Source organism: Acinetobacter sp. YH12102 (assembly GCF_013419125.1).
Taxonomy (GTDB): domain Bacteria; phylum Pseudomonadota; class Gammaproteobacteria; order Pseudomonadales; family Moraxellaceae; genus Acinetobacter; species Acinetobacter pseudolwoffii.
On record NZ_VPAS01000005.1, the window covers coordinates 181872 to 202846 of the forward strand.

At 43.2% G+C, this 20975-nt stretch carries 20 protein-coding genes and 1 pseudogene; 10 read left to right on the forward strand and 11 right to left on the reverse strand.

The window, feature by feature from the left end; genetic code table 11:
* The first annotated feature begins 88 nt into the window (after positions 1-88).
* The 3 genes from FTU42_RS07120 to FTU42_RS07130 all read left to right on the forward strand — a co-directional run bounded on the left by FTU42_RS07120 (position 89) and on the right by FTU42_RS07130 (position 2000).
* Positions 89-997, forward strand: a complete 909-nt coding sequence (locus FTU42_RS07120) for a pseudouridine synthase (protein WP_005097353.1) — start codon at positions 89-91, stop codon at positions 995-997.
* Between the two features lie 114 nt (positions 998-1111).
* Positions 1112-1459, forward strand: coding sequence for a type II toxin-antitoxin system RelB/DinJ family antitoxin (locus tag FTU42_RS07125; RefSeq protein WP_005097354.1), 348 nt, complete (start codon positions 1112-1114; stop codon positions 1457-1459).
* A gap of 97 nt (positions 1460-1556) precedes the next feature.
* Positions 1557-2000 carry an N-acetyltransferase gene (locus FTU42_RS07130; protein WP_005097355.1) on the forward strand — a complete coding sequence of 148 codons (444 nt, stop codon included), beginning with the start codon at positions 1557-1559 and terminating at the stop codon, positions 1998-2000.
* A 39-nt stretch (positions 2001-2039) separates the two neighbouring features.
* On the opposite strand, the gene FTU42_RS07135 is transcribed toward FTU42_RS07130, so the two are convergent.
* Positions 2040-2750, reverse strand: coding sequence for a pseudouridine synthase (locus FTU42_RS07135; protein WP_180083208.1), 711 nt, complete (start codon positions 2748-2750; stop codon positions 2040-2042).
* Positions 2751-2889: 139 nt separating this feature from the next.
* Between FTU42_RS07135 and FTU42_RS07140 the strand changes: the two genes are divergently transcribed.
* Entirely contained in the window at positions 2890-3342 is a 453-nt protein-coding gene (locus tag FTU42_RS07140; protein ID WP_180083217.1) for a DUF441 domain-containing protein, read from the forward strand.
* 271 nt (positions 3343-3613) lie between these two features.
* Here FTU42_RS07140 and FTU42_RS07145 read toward each other — a convergent pair.
* The 6 genes and pseudogenes from FTU42_RS07145 to hrpA all read right to left on the reverse strand — a co-directional run bounded on the left by FTU42_RS07145 (position 3614) and on the right by hrpA (position 13810).
* Positions 3614-3941, reverse strand: a pseudogene (locus FTU42_RS07145) (gamma-glutamylcyclotransferase family protein).
* Between the two features lie 30 nt (positions 3942-3971).
* A complete protein-coding gene (locus tag FTU42_RS07150; RefSeq protein ID WP_180083209.1) occupies positions 3972-5687 on the reverse strand; it encodes an AAA family ATPase in 1716 nt (571 codons plus the stop codon).
* 89 nt (positions 5688-5776) lie between these two features.
* Positions 5777-7783 (reverse strand): hypothetical protein, encoded by a 2007-nt coding sequence (locus FTU42_RS07155; protein WP_159138340.1) that lies wholly within the window; start codon positions 7781-7783, stop codon positions 5777-5779.
* A gap of 160 nt (positions 7784-7943) precedes the next feature.
* Positions 7944-8720: a 1-acyl-sn-glycerol-3-phosphate acyltransferase gene (locus tag FTU42_RS07160; protein WP_100355380.1), complete on the reverse strand. Its 777-nt coding sequence runs from the start codon at positions 8718-8720 to the stop codon at positions 7944-7946.
* A gap of 26 nt (positions 8721-8746) precedes the next feature.
* Positions 8747-9856, reverse strand: coding sequence for a beta-ketoacyl-ACP synthase III (locus FTU42_RS07165; protein ID WP_180083210.1), 1110 nt, complete (start codon positions 9854-9856; stop codon positions 8747-8749).
* A 30-nt stretch (positions 9857-9886) separates the two neighbouring features.
* Positions 9887-13810: an ATP-dependent RNA helicase HrpA gene (hrpA, locus tag FTU42_RS07170; RefSeq protein WP_180083211.1), complete on the reverse strand. Its 3924-nt coding sequence runs from the start codon at positions 13808-13810 to the stop codon at positions 9887-9889.
* A gap of 489 nt (positions 13811-14299) precedes the next feature.
* Between hrpA and ahpC the strand changes: the two genes are divergently transcribed.
* On the forward strand, positions 14300-14863 hold the full coding sequence (gene ahpC / locus FTU42_RS07175; protein WP_005097370.1) for an alkyl hydroperoxide reductase subunit C: 564 nt from the start codon (positions 14300-14302) through the stop codon (positions 14861-14863).
* Positions 14864-15171: 308 nt separating this feature from the next.
* Positions 15172-15378 (forward strand): KTSC domain-containing protein, encoded by a 207-nt coding sequence (locus tag FTU42_RS07180; protein ID WP_005170323.1) that lies wholly within the window; start codon positions 15172-15174, stop codon positions 15376-15378.
* Here the strand turns inward: FTU42_RS07180 and FTU42_RS07185 are convergent.
* Positions 15375-15956: an O-methyltransferase gene (locus FTU42_RS07185; protein ID WP_180083212.1), complete on the reverse strand. Its 582-nt coding sequence runs from the start codon at positions 15954-15956 to the stop codon at positions 15375-15377. The two genes, FTU42_RS07180 and FTU42_RS07185, sit on opposite strands and share 4 nt — an antisense overlap.
* Before the next feature lie 24 nt (positions 15957-15980).
* Entirely contained in the window at positions 15981-16199 is a 219-nt protein-coding gene (locus tag FTU42_RS07190; RefSeq protein ID WP_005097373.1) for a DUF1653 domain-containing protein, read from the reverse strand.
* 232 nt (positions 16200-16431) lie between these two features.
* Between FTU42_RS07190 and ahpF the strand changes: the two genes are divergently transcribed.
* The 3 genes from ahpF to FTU42_RS07205 all read left to right on the forward strand — a co-directional run bounded on the left by ahpF (position 16432) and on the right by FTU42_RS07205 (position 18864).
* The gene (gene ahpF, locus FTU42_RS07195; RefSeq protein WP_180083213.1) at positions 16432-17997 is read left to right on the forward strand and encodes an alkyl hydroperoxide reductase subunit F; all 1566 of its coding nucleotides are present in this window, start codon (positions 16432-16434) and stop codon (positions 17995-17997) included.
* A gap of 271 nt (positions 17998-18268) precedes the next feature.
* The gene (locus FTU42_RS07200) at positions 18269-18517 is read left to right on the forward strand and encodes a hypothetical protein (RefSeq protein WP_005097376.1); all 249 of its coding nucleotides are present in this window, start codon (positions 18269-18271) and stop codon (positions 18515-18517) included.
* Positions 18518-18663: 146 nt separating this feature from the next.
* Positions 18664-18864 carry a hypothetical protein gene (locus FTU42_RS07205; protein WP_005097377.1) on the forward strand — a complete coding sequence of 67 codons (201 nt, stop codon included), beginning with the start codon at positions 18664-18666 and terminating at the stop codon, positions 18862-18864.
* On the opposite strand, the gene FTU42_RS07210 is transcribed toward FTU42_RS07205, so the two are convergent.
* The gene (locus tag FTU42_RS07210) at positions 18848-19486 is read right to left on the reverse strand and encodes a LysE family transporter (RefSeq protein WP_005097378.1); all 639 of its coding nucleotides are present in this window, start codon (positions 19484-19486) and stop codon (positions 18848-18850) included. The two genes, FTU42_RS07205 and FTU42_RS07210, sit on opposite strands and share 17 nt — an antisense overlap.
* Before the next feature lie 126 nt (positions 19487-19612).
* Positions 19613-20179, reverse strand: a complete 567-nt coding sequence (locus FTU42_RS07215; RefSeq protein ID WP_180083214.1) for an FxsA family protein — start codon at positions 20177-20179, stop codon at positions 19613-19615.
* Between the two features lie 125 nt (positions 20180-20304).
* On the opposite strand from FTU42_RS07215, the gene ruvC reads away from it, so the two are divergent.
* Positions 20305-20850, forward strand: coding sequence for a crossover junction endodeoxyribonuclease RuvC (gene ruvC, locus FTU42_RS07220; RefSeq protein WP_004278925.1), 546 nt, complete (start codon positions 20305-20307; stop codon positions 20848-20850).
* Positions 20851-20975 lie beyond the last annotated feature (125 nt).

Here is a 20975-nt window from a genome sequence, read left to right on the forward strand (position 1 = left end):
GCATCGCCACGCTTTAAAAGCCTATTCACCTGTGTGAGAAACTGTATTTTTTCACCATTTCTGTTTCTGAGAGGTTGATCTGCCTGCCATGCATCCGACTGTTGAGTTTAATCCGCCCATGTTAAATGGGGTCAGTGCCAGTAAAGTGTTCTTGCAGGATAGTCTAGATGCACCCCCGACAGTTTTTGCTTATTTATGCACGCAATTTGCGCATATCGCAGCAGATGAATGGCAAGCCCGTTTCGCCAAAGGTCTGGTCTATGATGCGCAGGGCCATCAATTAAGCACAGAAAGTCCATTTCAGGCCAATAGTCATTGTTTTTATTATCGATTTTTGGCACATGAAGTGCATGTTCCTTTTCAACATCAGATTTTATTTGAAAATGAGCATTTCATGGTGATCGATAAACCGCACTTTTTGACCATGAGTCCGACCGGTCAGTATGTACAGGAAACCTTGCTGGTTCGTCTCAAAAAACAAACAGGCAATGAACATTTAACACCGATTCACCGGCTAGACCGTGAAACGGCCGGCGTGGTTCTCATTTCAAAATATGTAGAATCTCGTGGCCTGTATCAACAGATGTTTGCCACACGGCAAGTGCAGAAGACCTACCATGCGATTGCAGCATACAAGGCTGATTTAGAATTTCCATTGATCACACGATTAAGAATGGAAAAAGGTCAGCCCTTCTATACCATGCAGGTGGTCAACGGCGAAGCCAATAGCGAAACGGCAATCCAGCTGTTAGAACATAATAAAGAATGGGCCAAATATGAACTGAAACCACACACTGGCAAACAGCACCAATTACGCGTGCACTTGAATCATCTCGGTATTCCAATTCAGAATGATCCGTTTTATCCACGGATAGCGCACAAAGCCGAAGATGATTTTTCTGCCCCTTTAAGCTTATTGGCCCAACATATTCAATTCATCGATCCGATCACGCAGAAAAGCATGAATTTCAGCTCCAGACTTGAATTGACACTGTAAATCGCTTGTCATTACAGATTATTTTCTAAAATCGGTCGCTTTAAGATTGAATTTCAAACGTAATTGATTAGAATAAAGGCGAAAAGTTAAGTAATTTAAAGCTTTAAAAATATTATGAGAAAAACTGAAGTTTATCAAATTCGCTTGGACTCGCAAGAGAAGAAACAAGCCTTTGCGGTATTTAAGCAATTGGGGATTACGCCAGCTCAGGCCGTGCGTCTTTTTTTCAAACAGGTGGTGATTACCAAATCGATCCCCTTCTCGATTGAAAACCAGAATATTAATCTGGAACAACTGATCCGACTGCGCAAACTGAAGCAAAATGAGATCCAGAATGGGCAAAGCAGCTTGCCAAATTCAACACTCAATTCTCTGGATGATCAGGAAATCCAGCTCGATGATGATCATCTGGATTTATTTGAAGAACTGAATGCCATTTTAGGTGAAAGCGACAAAATTTAACATTGTTGCATTTCCGAACAATTTCTAAAGCCGGCCACTGACAAACTTCGCTATGCTTGATGCTGATAATGAATAAAAAATTAGCATGGAGGATGCAATGCTCGTACGACGCGCTCAATCAGCAGACCTGAATCAGCTTGCGATATTATTCGATGAATATCGACAATTTTATGGCACCTCCTCTAACCCCGAACTCTCCTACCAATTTTTAAAACAACGTTTTGAAGATGGACAGACCGTCATTTTCATTAATACCAAAGATGATACTTTTACCGGCTTTATTATCCTGTATCTGGGTTTTTCTTCGGTGGCCTGCTCGACCTATTATATTCTGGATGATGTCTATATCACCCCGATATTTCGGCGTCAGGGTGCAGCCAGACAACTGATTGATACCGCAATTTTATTTGCCAAACATGAACAGGCCTTAAGAATTACCCTGGAAACCCAAAAGAACAATTACCAATCGCATGAATTGTATGAATCTATGGGATTTATTAAGGATAATGAGTTTCAGACCTATCATTGTTTCCTGAGATAAAATCTGATCGTTCAAATAAACTTGAGAAGAATAACTCAATTATTCTTCTGAACGGAATTTTGCCAAAGCCACCTGTTCTGCATTTAAATAGATCCATTCTCCTTCAGCCAGCTCAGGCAGAGCCAAAGCACCAATTTGAGCACGATGCAATTGCTCGACTTTATTTCCGACGGCTGCCAGCATGCGTTTCACCTGATGATATACCCCTTGATGAATGCTCATTTGCAGACGGCTTTCAGACAGACGTATCACTTCAGTGGCTGCAAAAATACCTTTTTCATTGCGTAGCTCAACGCCTTGTTCCAGTTGCTGTAGCTGAGCATCAGTGACTGGATCTGCCGTTTGCATTTGATAAACTTTGGCCACATGTTTTTTCGGATGTGTTAACGCTTGCAGAAACTGGCCATCATCAGTCAACAATAACAGTCCGGTGGTGTCCTGATCCAGACGACCCACGCATTGAATGCCACGATTCAGCAGCATCTCATCAAACAGATCAAACACACTAAAATGATGCGTGGCCTGATGCGAACACTCATAGTCCTGCGGTTTGTTTAAAGCGATATAGACTTTCTCTCGATAGCGATGGGCCTTGCCATAGACCTCGAAGTCTAAATCATTCAAATCCAGTTTATGTTTAGGATGATCAATCACTTTATTCTGGATAGAAACAGCACCATTTTTAATCAATTGCTGACAATGCTTGCGGGAACCGAAACCTTGTGACTGCAACATTTTTTCCAATAGCATCTGCTTAAACCTGTATCGCGTGAAGAGTTGTGCATTCTATCCTGAAACACACCTAAATTGATTGCTTCGCTTATTTTCTTCGTATCACCAGCTGAAACGCTCTACAATGGTGGCATTTTCCATGTTTCCTCTCCCGCCCATGTCACAACTCGATTTAAATTTGATGGTTCTTTTGGTATTACTGGCCTGTGGTATATTCAGTCACAATAGTGCTGTCACCATCGCTGCAGCGGTACTGATTGTTCTTAAAATTACCCCGCTACACGACCTGTTGCCTTATGTACAACAACATGGTTTGAATATTGGAATTATTATTTTAACCATCGGGGTATTGGCACCGATTGCGAGTGGCAAAATTGCCGGAGAAAGTATTCTCAAGTCATTTCTCAGCTGGAAATCTTTACTGGCCATTGCCATTGGTGTTTTTGTGGCTTGGCTCGGTGGCCGCGGTGTGAAACTGATGTCGAATCAACCGGATATTTTCGCGGGCTTATTGATTGGTACTGTAGCAGGTGTGGCGGTGTTACGCGGCGTACCTGTTGGGCCGCTGATTGCAGCCGGGATTTTATCCTTATTGATTGGTACGCAATAGACTCAAATCATCAGCGCGTATTCCCCGTATGCAAAGATTTCTCAAGAAGAATCACATGACCGGAAATATGCAGATTGCCCGTTGATTACCTTGCACCAAGCTTTAAAGCAGTGTTTCAAGCTTGCTCAGGATATGTCATCAGATCAACAGAAGATTCATCTTGGTTATAAGCTTTCCAATCTAAAATAAAGGCAATACAAAAAAATAGAATGATCTTTAACAAGCTGTGACCTGATAAAAATTTAAAATTCACTGCATGACAAATACCGGTCTAATCTTTTAAGGCATAAACCAAACTTTCTATCATCTCGCCGTTTTCCAAATATACTTTAACAGGAATCCGTTGATATTCATCACCTTCAAACGCATCCAGCTCTTCCCAATATTGGGGAAGATGCTCAGATATAAATACATAACCCTGAACAGTCTCGCCCGAATCACTGAGCTGAATGCCCGGGCTACCAAATTCAGCCCCCCCAGCCACGCTGTTGCAAATGCCCACGGATATAAGCGGCTTTCCAGCTTCCCCCAATCCGCTCCATGACATGGGCATTGGGTTGCTGCGGACGAAGCGTGCCGTATACGAATAAACTATGCATCTTAAAAGCTCTGAAGGATCATTTCGGGGATTACTCTACAAATAACAGTGCCAGACGGACTTGGTCATAGGCCATTTTAGGCGTGGTAAGTTCTACAATCGGGCGCAACTTAATCGAGCCATCATCATTAAAATGCTCAGCACTTTGACGTTTGGTTAAGCGTTTATAAATTTTACGCACCTGCTCCACCACTTCCTCACCCGGATGAGCCACCGAAATATCCAGTCCCTGCTCTTTGTGTAAACGGCCTAGATGATTAATGATTGTCGCTGGCGTCAGACCACGTTCAGTCGCGATATCCGCAACTTCATAGCCTTCTTCAAACAGTGCTCGGGTTTCATCCAGTGTGGCAGTGGCATAACTCTGCTTCGTGCCACTCTTGGAAATTTTCTTTTCATTGCGCTGGATTTCTGCTTCATTCAATGTGCCACCGCAGTGACGGATAAAGGCTTGATGCTGCGCAGTCAAATCGACATTTTCAAAATTCGCTTCGGCTTCATCAGAAAGTTCCTGAAAACGGCGATCAGCTTTAATCGCTAAACTGTCAAGTTCCAAAGCCTGTTCATTAAAGCCTTTTAAACGTAAGCCATTTAAGCTTTTCAACCGTGACAACGCCACATAACCTTGACCTTTCTCGAAAGTATGACTCAGATCAATTTCTGCTGCTTCCAAGGTCATCCCTTGAGATTTATGAATGGTAATCGCCCAGGCCAAGCGTAAAGGAATTTGCTGGAAACTGGCAATAGTCTTACCAGCTTCATTGTCTACCGACCAGGTTTCCGGCTCCACCACCAAGGTCGTGCCATCGGTCAGTTTTACTTTGGGCAGCACACCATATTCATCGTCTTCTTCAAAACTGATCACTTCACCCAGACTGCCGTTGATATAGCCCATATCAAAGTTATTTTTTACAAACATGACTTTGGCATGCTTTTTCAAGGTTAAGGCTTCTGGTGCACGTACTGAAGATTTTAAAGTTTCAATCAGCTTTTCATTGCCATCACACTGGGCATCAAACTGGCGCGGATCATTGTCAATTTCATTCAGATGTTTAAAGTTAAGACTATCCACATCCATATTATGGGTATACAGACGCGTATAGGTATCGCCGATTTCTTGATGTCGGGTTGCCTGTAAAGCCGTGCGATGTTCATGGCTAATCGCCTGCGCACGGATCGCATTCAGGATGTCATTCAGATAATCATTGCCCTGACGATGCTGCTCGGTCAGATAACAGACCCGAAACTTGGCTTCTACCCAGGCTTCCGACATAAAGCAGAATTTATCGCGGTTACGCTCGTCATTCTTACCGACTGGCGGCAACTGGAAAAAATCCCCGGCCACAATTACCTGAATACCGCCAAAGGCTTCATCACTGTCCTTAAAATATTTCAGCACCTGATTGACCAGATTCAGCTGCTTGGCATGCAGCATGGAAATTTCATCAATAATCAGAACTTGGGCATTTTCCAGATGTTCTTTTAAGTATTTACGCTCTTTCATGCGCTTTAAGTCATCTTCGGACAAAAAGTCTTTAATCCCAATGCCGGCCCAGGTGTGAATGGTCATACCATTCATATGCGTGGCTGCAATACCGGTCGATGCCGTAATCGCGACGGCGACTTTACGCGCTTTTAAATAATTAATATATTGATTCAGCGTATAGGTTTTTCCTGCACCCGCAGAACCGGTTAAAAAGACATTTTCTCCTGCTTTGAGTAACTTAAGGGCAGTTTCCTGTTTCATAAGAGCAATACCGTGAAAGAACGGCTATAGCCTAACGATTTTTGGCAGAAAAGTTAAGCGTCATGGCGGAAAACCACTTAATCTTGCACTTAAGCCTGCAAGTTGAGCCAGTTGATAAAATGCATCGCGATATTGCTATATTCAGCTTCTGCCTTTTGATTGTTCGGATATTCCAGCTGATCGAAGATCACTTGCCCATTGACGATTCGACAGCCCAGAATTAAAGGTAAACGCACATCCGGATGCGACATGCGAAAGGCCACATATTGCCCTTCAATAATCTGCTGGGCATAACTGGCAGCCAGACAGTTCCTGAAAACCTTGGATTCTTCCAGAATACGATCCAGATTTTTAAGCTCCTCAAAACGCCAGTTGAAATATAATAAAAATGAGGCCTGCGTCAAAGGTGACCAAGTTACGAGCGCAAACTCTTTTTTCAGCTTGGCCATCATTTCCTGCTTCTGAATCTGATCATGCCAGATCACGGCCTGAGCGAATAATCCACTCCAGCTGAGGTTTTTCGGAATCTCGTTATGACTGGAAAAATATTCCACTAAATAGTCACGCACATAACTGTCAAATACAGACTCACGCACATGTCCACTGTGTAAATAAAACAGCTGTCTAAATTCGACAAAAGGAATCCGATAGCGCTGCAACACATGATAGAAATCCCGATTCTGCTGGCTTTGAGGCTGAATATAGGTCAAGACTTCTTCTGGAAGATGTGTGGTAATTTTATATAGATGCTGCATATATGCCTGCATCACCCGGCTCAGTTGCAAATAGACTTTCTTGGTGATCTGATCATCCATTTTGACCACGTTACGCAGCAGTTCTATCCATTCGTCCAGATACAGAATCGAGGGAGTGATGGCAATCCGCTGATCATCCATCGATTGGCGTGTGCCTTTTAAGACCACCGCCTGATTATGCTGATGTTGAAACCAGTCATGCTGGATTGCATATTCATGCATGCTATGAATAAACAGTCGCGCTGAGACATATTGAAAATATTGCAAGGTCGCTAGAATAATCTGCGGATGAATATGATGGCTGTCTACAAAACTTAAGGCCGTCACTGCCACCCGCACGCTGCTGTGCTGAATATTGCTACTGATCCAGTCCAGTACTTCGGCTGGTTGCCTGAAAATCCAGTTCACTGCACGATGACAGTCAAATAGTGGTAATCGGGCCACCTTCTTTTGCCATAAGTAGGGATGATTTTCCAGAAAATTTCGTTTGGCTAATAAGTCATCGCGATGCCAGACCTCACGATTCATCAAACGGACAAAACCGAGCAGGTGACTCTGCTCCTCGGCATGTCGATACAACAGCCGAATATCATCGCTGTGATCATTCAGTTCATGTAAATTAAAACGCTCTTCAAAAGACAAGGACATAATCCGAAACGTCGCCGGATGCAAAAACTGTGCGGCACTAAAACAGAATTCATCCAGAGTGTCCATTAAGGACTGGATGGACAGGAACTCATCCTGCTGTAGAAATGCCAAAGAAAAAGCCTGTTGCAAGCTTTCAAGAATTTGCGGGGGAATATCCTGTTCGTCCAGAACAACGTTTTGCATGACTGGTGTTGTATACAACCCGGCCTCTATTAAATGATGATCAATAATCTCAGCCTGAACCACCGACATCTGTCGCAGGAATGCCAATACCCGTGCTGGGCCATTTACCGCTTCATAGACCTGGTTCAGAATCAGTTTGCGTAATTGCTTGGCTTTGTCACGTAAATACAGCGAATGCTGCGGTTTCAAGTCCCCAGTCAGGAAATAGATATCCTGTAAAAAAAATTCTTCTAGCGCTTCTGCTTTGTATTGCTGAAAATAAAAATGACTCTCGACCAAAACGGGTGCAGTTCCGGAGTCCAGTGCATATGCAGTATAAAACTGGATATAGAACAACCCGTCCAGCAATTCAATCCGGTATTGACCCTGCTGAATTTTTAATAGATTTTGTGCAGTCAGATGACCAATCATCGCCATCTGATCCAGATAAAGCTGGTTCAACTCCGGAGAAATCCGCAAACATTGTTGTGCCAGCAATTTTAACGGCGCTACCCAACCACCCTGTTCCATATACGCACCTATTTATTTTATTTTTATATTGAATCATGTTGAGCCCTCGATCATCGATCAGTGACTATTTGACCATACATTATGGCAGTACTCGCACAATAAAACAGCACTGCAGGATGACTTCTAAATATAGCGCATCTCAATATGTCACAACTTGGATTTACAACGAGGATTCGGTTGCCTGCTGGTCTTGCTGACGCTGCACAGTGAGCGCTGCCAACCCCGTATAAATATGCTGTTGCAAGCTATGCCGAAACTCAACCAGCTCTTCTTGCGTCTGCACCTGAGCAATCGATAGTCGTGGCATAAACTGAAAATAAAAGGGCAAGCGTTTTGGCAACAGGTGTTTGGGCAGAGAAGGAATCACATCGCCCTGACGTAGTAATTTATTGAGTTGTGGTATTTTAAGTAGTGTTTGAAAATACTTATGCTGGATAATCTTATTGGCATTAAAGCCAATCTCATAGACCTCATCCGCACCGAGAGCGGCAAAAGGGACAAGATCATAGTTGAATTCTTGCGCCAGCTTTAAAAAGCCGTAACGCTGCTTCCAGATCAGCTGATACTGCTCACCCTGACGTTTGAGCACTTCACGACCGCCACCCGGAAAGACCAGAATGGAATAGCCTTGCTGCATTGCAGCACGCACATAGGCTTGTGTTCCATCAATGGCACCAAACTTTTTCACGGCTTCACGCCACAGCGGCACATAAAAATGGCTATGATCTGCAATACTGACCACAGCCACCTTATGTTCGTTGTAGAGGTAATCAATCAGCATCGGCGCATCAAAGATGCCATACATGGAATGATTACCGACATACATTGCAGGTCGACTGGCATCCATATACTCAGCCCCTAAAAATGTCGGGGTAAAATATAACTTGGAGAAGGCACTTAAACGCCTGATCCACTGCCCGTCATGCTTGGCCTGCAATCTGTCTACTCTCTATTTATTGCGGATCATGCCACACGTTTTTGAACCAGAATCGAACCCACTGAATAACCAGCACCGAATGAACAAAGTACGCCGTATTCACCATCTTCCACTTCATGGGCAGTACGGTGTAATGCAATGATCACGCCTGCAGAAGAAGTATTGGCAAACTCGTTCAGAATCATCGGCACCAGACCAGGTTTGGCATTTTCTTTGCCAACCACCAGTTTCAGGATCAGTTCATTCATACTGGCATTGGCTTGATGGAGCCAGAAGCGTTTCACGCCAGTCGGTGCAATCTGATTCTTCTCCAGTTGCGCTGTAATCATTTTCGCAACCAGTGGGCAGACTTCTTTAAAGACCTTACGGCCATCCTGACGGAAACGCTTGTCATCAATGTCGGCATTTTCAGAGGTATTCAAGAAACCAAAGTTATTGCGGATGTTATTCGAGAACTGGGTGAACAACTCGGAATCCAGAATTTCAAAACCGGTTTTGCTTTCAGTGTTTTCAATAATTGAAGCGGTTGCCACATCACCAAAAATAAAGTGACAGTCACGTGAACGAAAATCGGTATGTGCAGAGGTAATTTCCACATTAACCAATAACACACGACGCGCACCAGCCTTAATCGCATCATAGGCCTGTTTCAGACCAAATGTTGCTGCCGAGCAGGCCACATTCATGTCATAGGCATAGCCTTTAATTCCTAAAGCGGTTTGAATCTCGATGGCAACGGCAGGATAAGCACGTTGCAAATTCGAGCATGACAAAATCACGATATCAATATCTTCAGCAGTTACGCCTGCATTTTCCATCGCCTGCTTGGCTGCGATTACACCCCATTCTGCTTGCAGTGAAATTTCATCATCTGCACGTTCAGGTAAATTCGGACGTAAACGTTTCGGATCTAGAATACCGCTTTTTTCCGCAACATAACGGCGTTGGACACCAGATGCCTTTTCAATAAATTCTGCACTAGAACCACGACGCGCTTCAATTTCGCCTGTAGCGATTTTGTCCGCATTTTCGTGATTAAACAGTTCCACATAAGCATTTAAACTTTCAACTAATTCTTCATTGGTGATGACATTTTCCGGATGGAACAAGCCAGTACCCGTAATGCGGATGCCCATGTAAAACTCCTTCTCTGAATTACCTATATCTTAACTGATTCCAAGACGATCCCATACTTTTTGCAAGCGAGTTGGAGACACGGGTGCTTTTGTTTTCATCGGTTGTGAAAACAATGAGATTCTTAACTCCTCGACCATGAAGTACAATTCTTTCAGACGAGGGTCATCTTTAAACTTGAACAATTTTTCCATCCATTGATCAATTTGGTCAATGGCGGAATTGTCCCTTTGTAGATTATTGGGCAAGCGGTCTAAACGCAAGATCAAGGCTTTCAAATAACGTGGAAATTCGATCCATACATCGGATGGTTTACGATATACAAAGTCAGAAAGACTCATTAAATCAAGTTGATCTTCAATATCATTGATATTTTTCTCAAACACAGAATGGTCTAAAACCAATAATTTCCGGCGGATTTCCTGCCACTGGATATAAATATCTGTAATCTCTTTCAGGGTAACTTGCCCATGACTTAAGAAAGATTTTTTTACATCTTCAACCAGTTTTTGGAACTCTTGCGCATTGACAGGTAGCTCATTCATGGACACTTGCAGTGTGGCATAAACTAACATTTGTTCTAGTTGGGCCTTGTCACCGAGTGGCGAATAAGCCAGTGCCAAAGGTTTGGAGATCTGTTTTTTTAACTGGCGAATCAGGTCTCCCAGTTGCATATGCACCAGTCGGATCACCCCTTCACGATGTTTTTTGATCGCTTCCGCCTGATCGTTAAAGGTCTGAATCACCACGCCCGACTCATCTTTTTGCTCCAGTGCAGCAAAGGCTTTGGTCGGCACCAGCGCCTGATACTGCTTGACCACGACACCCGTGACTTTTTGTGAGGCTTCAAACACAAAACTTTCCGGGAAGGTTTTAAATTCACCTTTCAGCTGCTTGACCGGACTATGCGTTTCAGCCCGGCAACGTGCTTTCAGCTCTGACAAATCACGACCCTGTTCAATGACACGACCTTTTTCATCAGTGACTTTAATAAACGGCAACAGATACTGTTCGACCCGGTCAAAGCTGAAATCTTTCTCAGTGATTTGATCGCCACGTAACTGGAACGCCAGGAAACCAAAGATATGTTTCTGCAGATCCTGTACATCGACTTTTGCCATGAGTTTTCGTGCAGTATCTGGAATTGGCACCAGATTACGGCGCTTGTCCTTCGGCAAGCCTTTTAGCAATGCTTCAATCAGGTCCAGACGCCAGCCTGGAATTCCCCAGGACCAGATTGATTCATCTACCTGAGCCAAGGCTTGCAGTGGAATTTTAACTGTCGCGCCATCTTCATCATGACTCGGGTCAAAGCGATAGGTCGCTGCCAGACGAAGTTCACCATTACGTAAATAGTCAGGAAATTGCTGTGTGGTTGGACGGTCATTCAGCCATAATGCATCATCATCAACAAATAAATAACGTGGCTGCTGAGGCTCAACCGTAGCCCGCCAATCTTCAAAAGTACGGCGGCTGGCCACTTCAGCTGGCACTTTAGATGCATAGAACTGGTAAATGGTTTCTTCGTCTACCACCAGATCACGACGACGCAATTTATCCTCAACCCGTTCGACTTCTTCCAGTTTAAGCAAGTTATGCTTTAAAAATGGCGGACTAATACCGAGATGACCCGTAGTTAAAGCATCGCGTAAGAAAATTTCATGCGCCGCAGCCTGATCGACTTTTTCATAATTGATTGCTCGTTTTGGCTCAATGATCAGACCAAATAATGAAATCTGGTCATAAGCGTTCACCACACCGGCTTTTTTCGACCAGTGCGGTTCAAAATAATGATGCTTGAGCAGATCGCGGGCGGCTAGCAGTATCCATTCCGGTTCAATCTTGGCCAGAGTGCGTAAATACACTTGCGAGGTTTCCACCATCTCAAAAGCCATGACCCACGGCGTATTGCTCTTATGCAAAGTCGATGCCGGGAAAATCCGGGCTTTCTGCTGACGTACCGCCATAAACACATTACGTTCATCGGTCTTGTTGGCAATAAACGACAATAAGCCGGTGAGTAATGCACGATGCAGATTTTCATAACTGGCAGCTTTGTCATTAAATGACAGTTTTAGACCTTGAGCCAAGTCCACCAGTTGTTCATGGGTTTTTTTCCATTCACGTAAACGCAGCCAGCTCAAGAAATGATTCCGCGCAAATGTACGGCGTTTATTCTCACTCATACTTTCGCGATTGCCTTGCAATGTTTCCCAGAGTTTTATATAGAACAAAAAGTCAGAATCAGCTTCACGGAACAAGGCATGTTTCTGGTCGGCCTGCATTTGTTTGTCTGCAGGACGTTCACGCGGATCTTGCACCGCGAGCGCCGCAACAATAATCAAGACTTCGTTTAAAACACCAAAATGTGCGCCACCCAAAATCATACGGGCCAGACGTGGGTCAATCGGCATTTTTGCCATTTGCTGACCGATTTTGGTTAATCCACTGCTTTGAAGTCTCCCTTTCTCAAAGGGAGATTTAGAGGGATTTGCTTGATCATCTTCAGTTTTAGGAGAATTTTTCTCGGCCATTGCCCCCAACTCAATCAGCAACTTACGGCCATCATTCACCAGACGGTGATCCGGTGGTTCGATAAAATCAAAGTCCTCCAGCGAGCCTAAACCCAGACTCTGCATCTGCAAAATCACCGATGCCAGATTGGTACGCTTGATTTCAGGTTCAGTAAATTCCGGACGGCTCAGAAAGTCGTCTTCTGAATACAGGCGGATACAAACACCGGGCGCAATACGACCACAACGACCTTTACGCTGATTGGCTGCAGCCTGAGAAACGGCTTCAATCGGCAGGCGCTGCACCCGTGAACGATAGTTATAACGTGAAATACGCGCAAAACCACTATCAATTACATAACGAATATTCGGTACAGTCAACGCTGTTTCCGCGACGTTGGTGGCAATAATAATACGTCGCCCACCACCGGAAGGATTAAAGATTTTTTGCTGCTCTGCCAAGGCTAAACGGGCAAATAAGGTTAAGACTTCAGTATGCCGTGGTCCATGCTTGATCAGGGTTTCCTGTAGCTCGCGAATTTCCTGTTCTGTACTGGCAAAAATCAGAATATCGGCATGTTCGGGATGGCCTTTTTCTTGTGCATCCTGAAAACATTCTTCTACCGCTTTAACCACAGCACGCGGCAAGTTTTCTTCGAAGTCATCAAATTCATCATCATCGCTGCCGCCAATGCTCATTTCCGAGATCGGGCGATAACGCAGTTCAACCGGGAAACTACGGCCTTCTACTTCAAAAATGGGTGCACCATTAAAGTAATTACTAAAACGGTTTACATCCAGTGTGGCAGACGTAATGATGACTTTCAGGTCTGGACGACGCGGCAGTAACTGCTTCAGATAGCCCATAATGAAGTCGATATTCAGCGAACGTTCATGTGCTTCATCAATAATAATGGTGTCATATTTGCTTAGGTAGCGGTCATGCGTCAGTTCGGCAAGCAGAATACCGTCAGTCATCAAGCGTACAATTGAATCTTGGGAACCCTGTTCAGTAAAACGCACTTTAAAGGAAATTGATTCCCCGAGTTTTTCGCCAACTTCTTCAGCAATACGCTGTGATACGCTTCGAGCCGCCAGTCGGCGTGGCTGGGTATGTCCAATCAGACCAGTCAGGCCGCGTCCAGCCAGCATGGCAATTTGCGGTAATTGTGTGGTTTTACCAGAACCGGTTTCGCCAGCCACAATAATGACCTGATGCTTTTGAATCGCGGCTATCAGCTTGTCAGCGTATTGGGTAACGGGCAAATCTTGATTCAGCTTGATGTCTGGAAGACGTTCCAGCCGCTGCCGCACTTTCAGATTGGATTTTTCAAATAGTTCCTGATACTGCTTGGCATTGGCATCTTTCCCCTTCTTCAGTCGATTTAAACGGTGACGGTCACGCGCCATTATCCATTGATCTACATTTAAATGACTCTGCACAGAGAAAACACCCACATCAAAAAACCGGAAAAGTTTATTTTACTTGGTTCATTAGCTTTCAGATAGTCGTAGTTCTGTTAAGTGCCGGACAAATTGGCTTTACTCGTCTCATTTCCCTTAATTCGGCGTAGTAAATCGAGCAAATTACCCCGCTACTCTCACCTGTCCACATGATTAAGTTTAAGCATAAACCTAATTTTTAAATTGATATCGAGAGTATTTTGAGGAAAATAGGATTTTTTTCCTGATTTGCCCTTGAATTTTTCAGTTTCAGCATCATGTTTGTTAGCACGAGGAAAAAGAGATAATTTTGTCATGAAGCCATCATCTTGATGCTGCTCAATGAACAAAGCTATTTTGTGAAAATGGAGAATTTTTACATGATTCGGTTTTTCCGATTTTTGTAATGTAAAAATACCATTTCACCAATAAAGTAAATTTCTATAAGCTAATTGAAATTCAAAACAAACCTCAATCATGGAGACAATGATGAGCTTAATTAATACTGAAGTTAAACCATTTAAAGCAACTGCATTCCAAAATGGCCAATTTATTGAAGTAACTGAAGCTGACCTTAAAGGCAAATGGTCTGTAGTATTCTTCTACCCAGCTGACTTCACTTTCGTTTGCCCAACTGAACTGGGTGACCTTGCTGACAACTACGCTGAATTCCAAAAATTAGGCGTTGAAATCTACTCAGTTTCTACTGACACACATTTCACACACAAAGCTTGGCACGATTCTTCAGAAGAAATCAAAAAAATCCAGTATGTAATGGTTGGTGATGCAAACTGGACGCTTGCTAAAAACTTTGACGTATTAATCGAAGCTGACGGCCTTGCTGATCGTGGTACTTTCGTCATCGATCCAGAAGGTAAAATCCAAATCGTTGAAATCAACGCCGGTGGTATCGGTCGTGATGCTCAAGAACTTCTTCGTAAAGTTAAAGCAGCTCAGTATGTACATGCTCACCCAGGCGAAGTTTGCCCAGCTAAATGGAAAGAAGGCGATGCAACTCTTGCTCCTTCAATCGACCTAGTGGGTAAAATCTAATTTTAATTAGATTAAACTGACTCAAAAAAACCACGCTCTTTAGCGTGGTTTTTTATAACTTTTGATTTGATTTATTTATTTTAGAAGTAATGTTTACACGCAGATTGAGTGTGTGTATTTATCCCGAAATTGCTTGAATCGTCTATTTCTTTGCGATCTATCAAACTGCGCTGAATAAGTTTTAATTTCTCGCTGCAGCTATTTTCTTACAATCCTCTGCCCATTCTTACAATATAGCTATACATCTACAGCACGGCATGGCATAAGTTCAAATGATAAGAAAATAAATATTCAGTGGAGGAACGCATATGCAAAAACTGCTTACAGTGATTTCATGGAAATATAATCCCTCAAGCCGCCACCTGAAAATCGTTTATAGTAATGGCCATAAGGAACTCTATCATCCTGTACCCGAATTTATTTATGACAACCTGCTCAGACGTGACGATAAAGCTGCTTTCGTACATAAATATCTTGAATATAATTTACATTTCAATAAAGTCTGTATGGATTAAAACTCATGCGATTCACGATATCCGACCATCAGCAGACCCGCACCGATCGGTACAGTGCTGATGATAAAACGCTGATCTTGCTGAATCAGATGAATAAACTCTTCCACTTCTGCTGCATGTGAAATGACATTATCCACCACAAGCATCCCACATTTTGGCTTGAGTAATCGAGCCAAATGCTTCCAATAGCCTAGATAGGCATCGCGCTCTGCATCCAGTAAAATAAAATCAAACTGTTGCTGTGAAGCTTCTAGATATTGCTGCGCATCCATCACTTTAAAATCAATAAGATGCTCAAAACCCAATGTATTTGCATAGTGTTTCGCTTGAGTGACACGTGCTTTATCTATTTCCAGTGTGGTTATCACTGCTTGGGTATGCTGAGCAGCTTCAGCTAGCCATAAAGTCGAATAGCCTGTGGATGTACCAATTTCCAAAATATCTTTGGCTTGCTGGGCACAAATCAACATGGATAAAAATCGACCTGATTCTGGTTCTATATTGCGATATCGTTGCAGTCGATCTGTCTGCTTGAGATCATGCATATGAAATTTTTCAAATTCATCTGGATTTAGCATAGCCCCTCCCTGAGCTTTTTTAGCTTAAAGCGCCTGAATTAATTTAAAGCGTTCCACTTCACGATCATCGTTGGTGGTAATGGTTTCAGTGAACATTGTTAAAGGGCGCACCCAAATCGAATAATCCCCATAGAGACATTGATAAACCACCAGCTTTTCTTCAGTTTCACTGTGCGTGGCGACATGTAATACCTGATAAAGCTGCCCTTTATAATGCTGATAAATTCCGCGCTGTAATTCCATGATTCAGCCCTCCTGTTATAGATGCCTAATACTAACTGAATTAAGCAAATATCAAGTTAAATTACTTGAAAATTCTTATTCTAACGCCATATAAAAATCTGAAATTAATGATGCATTTTTCAATAAATCAGTAATTCCGATCGATATTATAAAAACAAACTGTTTTACCTATTTTGATTTATGCATTAATATCGCTTTATCAAATAAATATTTATTCCTTTGGAGCTTAGCAATGTTAGACCAAAATACTTCAGCTCAATTAAAAACACTACTCGAACGTCTGGAAAGCCCGATTGAACTGGTTGCGACTTTAAATGATTCCGACAAATCTGCAAAAATCAAAGAACTGGTAGAGGAAATCGCTGCATTATCTGATTTAGTCACTGCGCGTTTTGATGGCCAGAACCAACGTGCACCAAGCTTTGGTATTGCCAAAGCAGGTGAAGAACCACGTGTCTACTTCGCAGGTCTGCCAATGGGGCATGAATTCACCTCACTGATTCTGGCTTTACTACAAAGCTCTGGTTATGCACCGAAAGTATCTACTGAAGTTTTAGAGTCGATTAAAGGCTTAGGGATCAAATCTGATTTCGATGTATTCGTATCACTCAGCTGCCATAACTGTCCGGATGTGGTTCAAGCCTTAAACCTGATTGCAATTTACAACCCGGGCACAACAGCCACCATGATTGATGGGGCATTCTTCCAGGATGAAGTGGAAGAACGCAAAATCATGGCAGTTCCAATGGTGTTCCAGGACAACCAGCATATCGGTCAAGGTCGTATGACTTTGGAAGAAATCGTGGCAAAACTGGACACCAACTCTGCAGCAAAAGAGGCTGAAAAGCTCAATGCTAAAGACGCTTTTGATGTACTGGTGATTGGTGGTGGCCCTGCAGGGAATACCTCTGCGATCTATGCTGCACGTAAAGGCATTAAAACTGGAATCGTGGCTGAACGCATGGGTGGTCAGGTCATGGACACCATGGACATCGAAAACTATACCTCGATTCAAAAAACCCAAGGACCTAAGTTTGCTGCTGAAATGGAAGCACACGTACGAGAATACGGTGTTGACATCATGAACCTGCAACGTGTCTCTAACATCAAAGGTGCAGATGAAACAACGAATGGTCTGGTAGAAGTGACTTTAGAGAATGGTGCCAAACTGGAATCAAAAACCGTCATCCTGTCTACAGGTGCACGCTGGAGAGAAATGAACGTTCCGGGTGAGCAGGAATACAAAACCCGTGGTGTGGCCTACTGCCCACACTGTGATGGTCCTCTGTTTAAAGGCAAACGTGTTGCGGTAATCGGTGGGGGTAACTCTGGTGTTGAAGCTGCGATTGACCTTGCAGGGATTGTAGAGCATGTGACTTTGGTCGAATTTGATACTAAACTGCGTGCGGATCAGGTGTTGCAAGACAAATTAACAAGCCTGCCAAACACCACGGTGATTAAAAATGCCTTGTCGACTGAAGTGGTGGGTGACGGTTCACAGGTAACTGCACTGAAATACAAAGACCGTGCGACCGATGAAGAACATACGGTTGAACTTGCAGGAATCTTCGTACAGATTGGTTTGTTGCCGAATACCGATTTCTTAAAAGCAACAGCGGTAGAACTTTCAAATCGTGGTGAGATCCTGATTAACGAACGCAACGAAACCAATGTGAAAGGTGTATTTGCGGCGGGTGACTGTACTACTGTTCCATATAAGCAGATCATCATTGCCACAGGTGAAGGCGCGAAAGCATCACTGTCTGCATTTGATTATATCATCCGTTCAGGTCAGTAATCCTTAACAAAACCCTAATAAAGCCCGCTTGAAGCGGGCTTTATTTTTCAATAACTACCGGTTTAGATTCAGTATATTTTATAAGCACTGCGTCCATTCATCTTCTTGCTAATCTTGTCATAAGCATGTCATTAATTTTGATTCTGTATAGATGGTCTGTAACTGTCGATAATCTCGTATTGCAAGCCTGTGAAAGCTCTCATATGATAGGGTGATAAATCATCTTTCATGATCGAAGAATAAAAAAGGATAACATCCTGGGAGAAGAACAATGCACTACCAATATCAATGTGCCTGCTGCGAAAAAGTAGTGGAATCTACAGAAAAATCATGTCCAGATTGCGGTTCGCATCATATTCGCAGTCCTTTTGGCTTCTGGATTTTGTGTCTGGTGGCCTGTCTTGCTACAGCGATCGTATTTAAAGTGGTGCACGTCTATGTGCAATCACAACAACAAGAAGTTCCCGTACAACACTCTATACTCGATGTTTTACAAGAAGAAAATAAAGGCCTTCGTTAATTTTATTCAGCTCTGATTGAGAGACCTGTTCCGAAAAACAGGTCTTTTTTTATGGTGCTTTAATACCAGTATCGCTATGCAGAAAAACAGCTTCATAGCTGCCAGATTTGATTTACAATAGCAATTCTTGGAATGAGAGATATGCAATGGTTCAGTTAATTAAAAAAGGTGGATTACGCGAGCGTGCCAACCGTAGCCGCAGCTATCAGGGTTCTGAAAATACCGAAACCAGCTTAAGACCCAATCGCTATCAAACAGCGGTTAAAACACAAGAAAATTTAGTGTCTTCTTCACTTATATCCACCGAATCCACTTTGGATGATCATCCAGTTAATTCATCAAAATAAGCGCGTCATACCATAACCATAACGCAAAGAGTAAAAATAGCCCGCCTGAAACGATATCAATATAACTCCCTGAACGCTGATACAGAGCTTTAATTTTCGGCTGTGAAATCAGCAACATGAGTAAAGCGAAAGTGATAAAAGTCTGCAAGGGAATAATCACCGCGAGTTGTGCTTTCAGATATTCCGAGGCTGACGAACTCAGTGCCAGTGAAAATACGCTGCTAAAATAGATCAGCGTTTTAGGATTAGAGAGGTTGGTCCATAGACCCAACATAAAGTAATTTTTGGGTTGTGCCAGTTCATTGGAATCATCTTCGGGCTGATGTTTATTCCTAAAACTGCGCACACCACCTTTGAGCATTGCCCAGCCCATTTTTGCCAGGAATATTCCACCGAGCAGCATCAAGACCTGCTGGACCCATGGAAACTGCTCGATTAAAACGGTAAATCCGGCCAGTGTCAGTACCACCCACACGACAATACCGGCCGAAATACCTGCAATAATTTTCAGGGCATTTTGGCGTGTGGTAGATGCAGCACTTTTGGCGATCAGTAGAACATCAGGGCCAGGACTTAGTTGAGCAACAAAATGCAGAAGGCAAATGGTAAAAAGCAGAGACATTAAAATAGCGTTAAATTATAAAAAATGATTATAACGTTTGTTCAAACTAATGAGAATATTCCAATAAAAAACCGAATCATCAGATTCGGCTTAAATATAACCTTTTGAACTTTGCAGATGGATATCTTATTTTGGATTGATATCTTTCATTTCAATTTTTTTCGCTTCAAGCTTCACTTCACGCGCTTCACCATCAATGATGGTTGAATCACCACGACCTGCTTGCTGGTTTTGCATATCCTGCATTTGACGCATCATCTCGGCAAAGGGGTTCTGGCCTTGCGCACCCCCCATATCGCCCATCATGCCACCCATCATTTTTTCCATCATGGCCTGCTGACGTTTCATCATCGCCTTCATCATGGCAGCTTTAAATACTTGCTGCACGGCTGGAATCAGCATTAATACCGCCAGTACATCGCTAATTAAGCCAGGAAGAAGCAGGAAGAAGCCTGCTAAAATTTTAGGTAAATTTCCTGTTAATGCAGGATCTGCATTCATCTGCCCCATTTGCATTTGCTGCATCTGTGGCATCACACCGGCCGAATATTTACGGATCAGGTTCATACCAATAAAAAATGCAGCCACAAACCAGAAAAATACGTACCACATGCTCCCGACGAGGTCACCCACGCCAATCCAGACAAATACTTCTAGGATTAAGCCTGCAAGGATAATAAGAAATAATTTCATGAAAATTAATCTAATCTCAGTAAAATAAATAATAGGATGATGTAATCAACTGCTTCATCAGGATCAAGCTTTTTTGATACGCTTATGTAACAATATGGGCATTATTCTATTTTTAAAGTGCAGGCATGTCATTAATTATTGGGATTGACCCCGGTTCTCGTTTAACCGGTTACGGAATTATCGAAAAAGACGGCTCCAAACTGACTTTTGTCGATGCCGGTACGATCCGCACAGAAACCACGGAAATGCCTGAACGTTTAAAACGAATTTTTGCCGGTGTAGAGCGGATTGTAAAATTTTATGGCCCGACAGAAGCCGCAGTAGAACAGGTCTTTATGGCACAAAATCCGGATTCTGCCTTGAAACTGGGTCAGGCCCGTGGTGCTGCTGTTGCCGCGCTGGTCAATCTGGATTTAAAAGTTGCTGAATATACGGCGCGCCAGATCAAGCAGTCTGTAGTGGGTTATGGCGCTGCCGATAAAGAGCAGGTACAGATGATGGTGATGAATATTTTAAAACTCAGCATCAAACCGCAACAGGATGCTGCCGATGCACTGGCGGCTGCCATTTGTCATGCACATGCCTCGGGCAGTATGAGTAAAATGGCGGTACTCAATGCTTTGGGCGGCATGGCACGTGGCCGCAGTCGGGTCAGCAGCCGTCGTCGTTAATGTTTAGCGCCGTATTTTAAAGCCTTGAATACCTAAGTCGGGTTGCAGATGCTCTGGAATAATTGCTTGTCCGATTGCACAAGCAGGCTCTTTGTCAACTTCGTGCAATCATTTCCTGAAGCGGT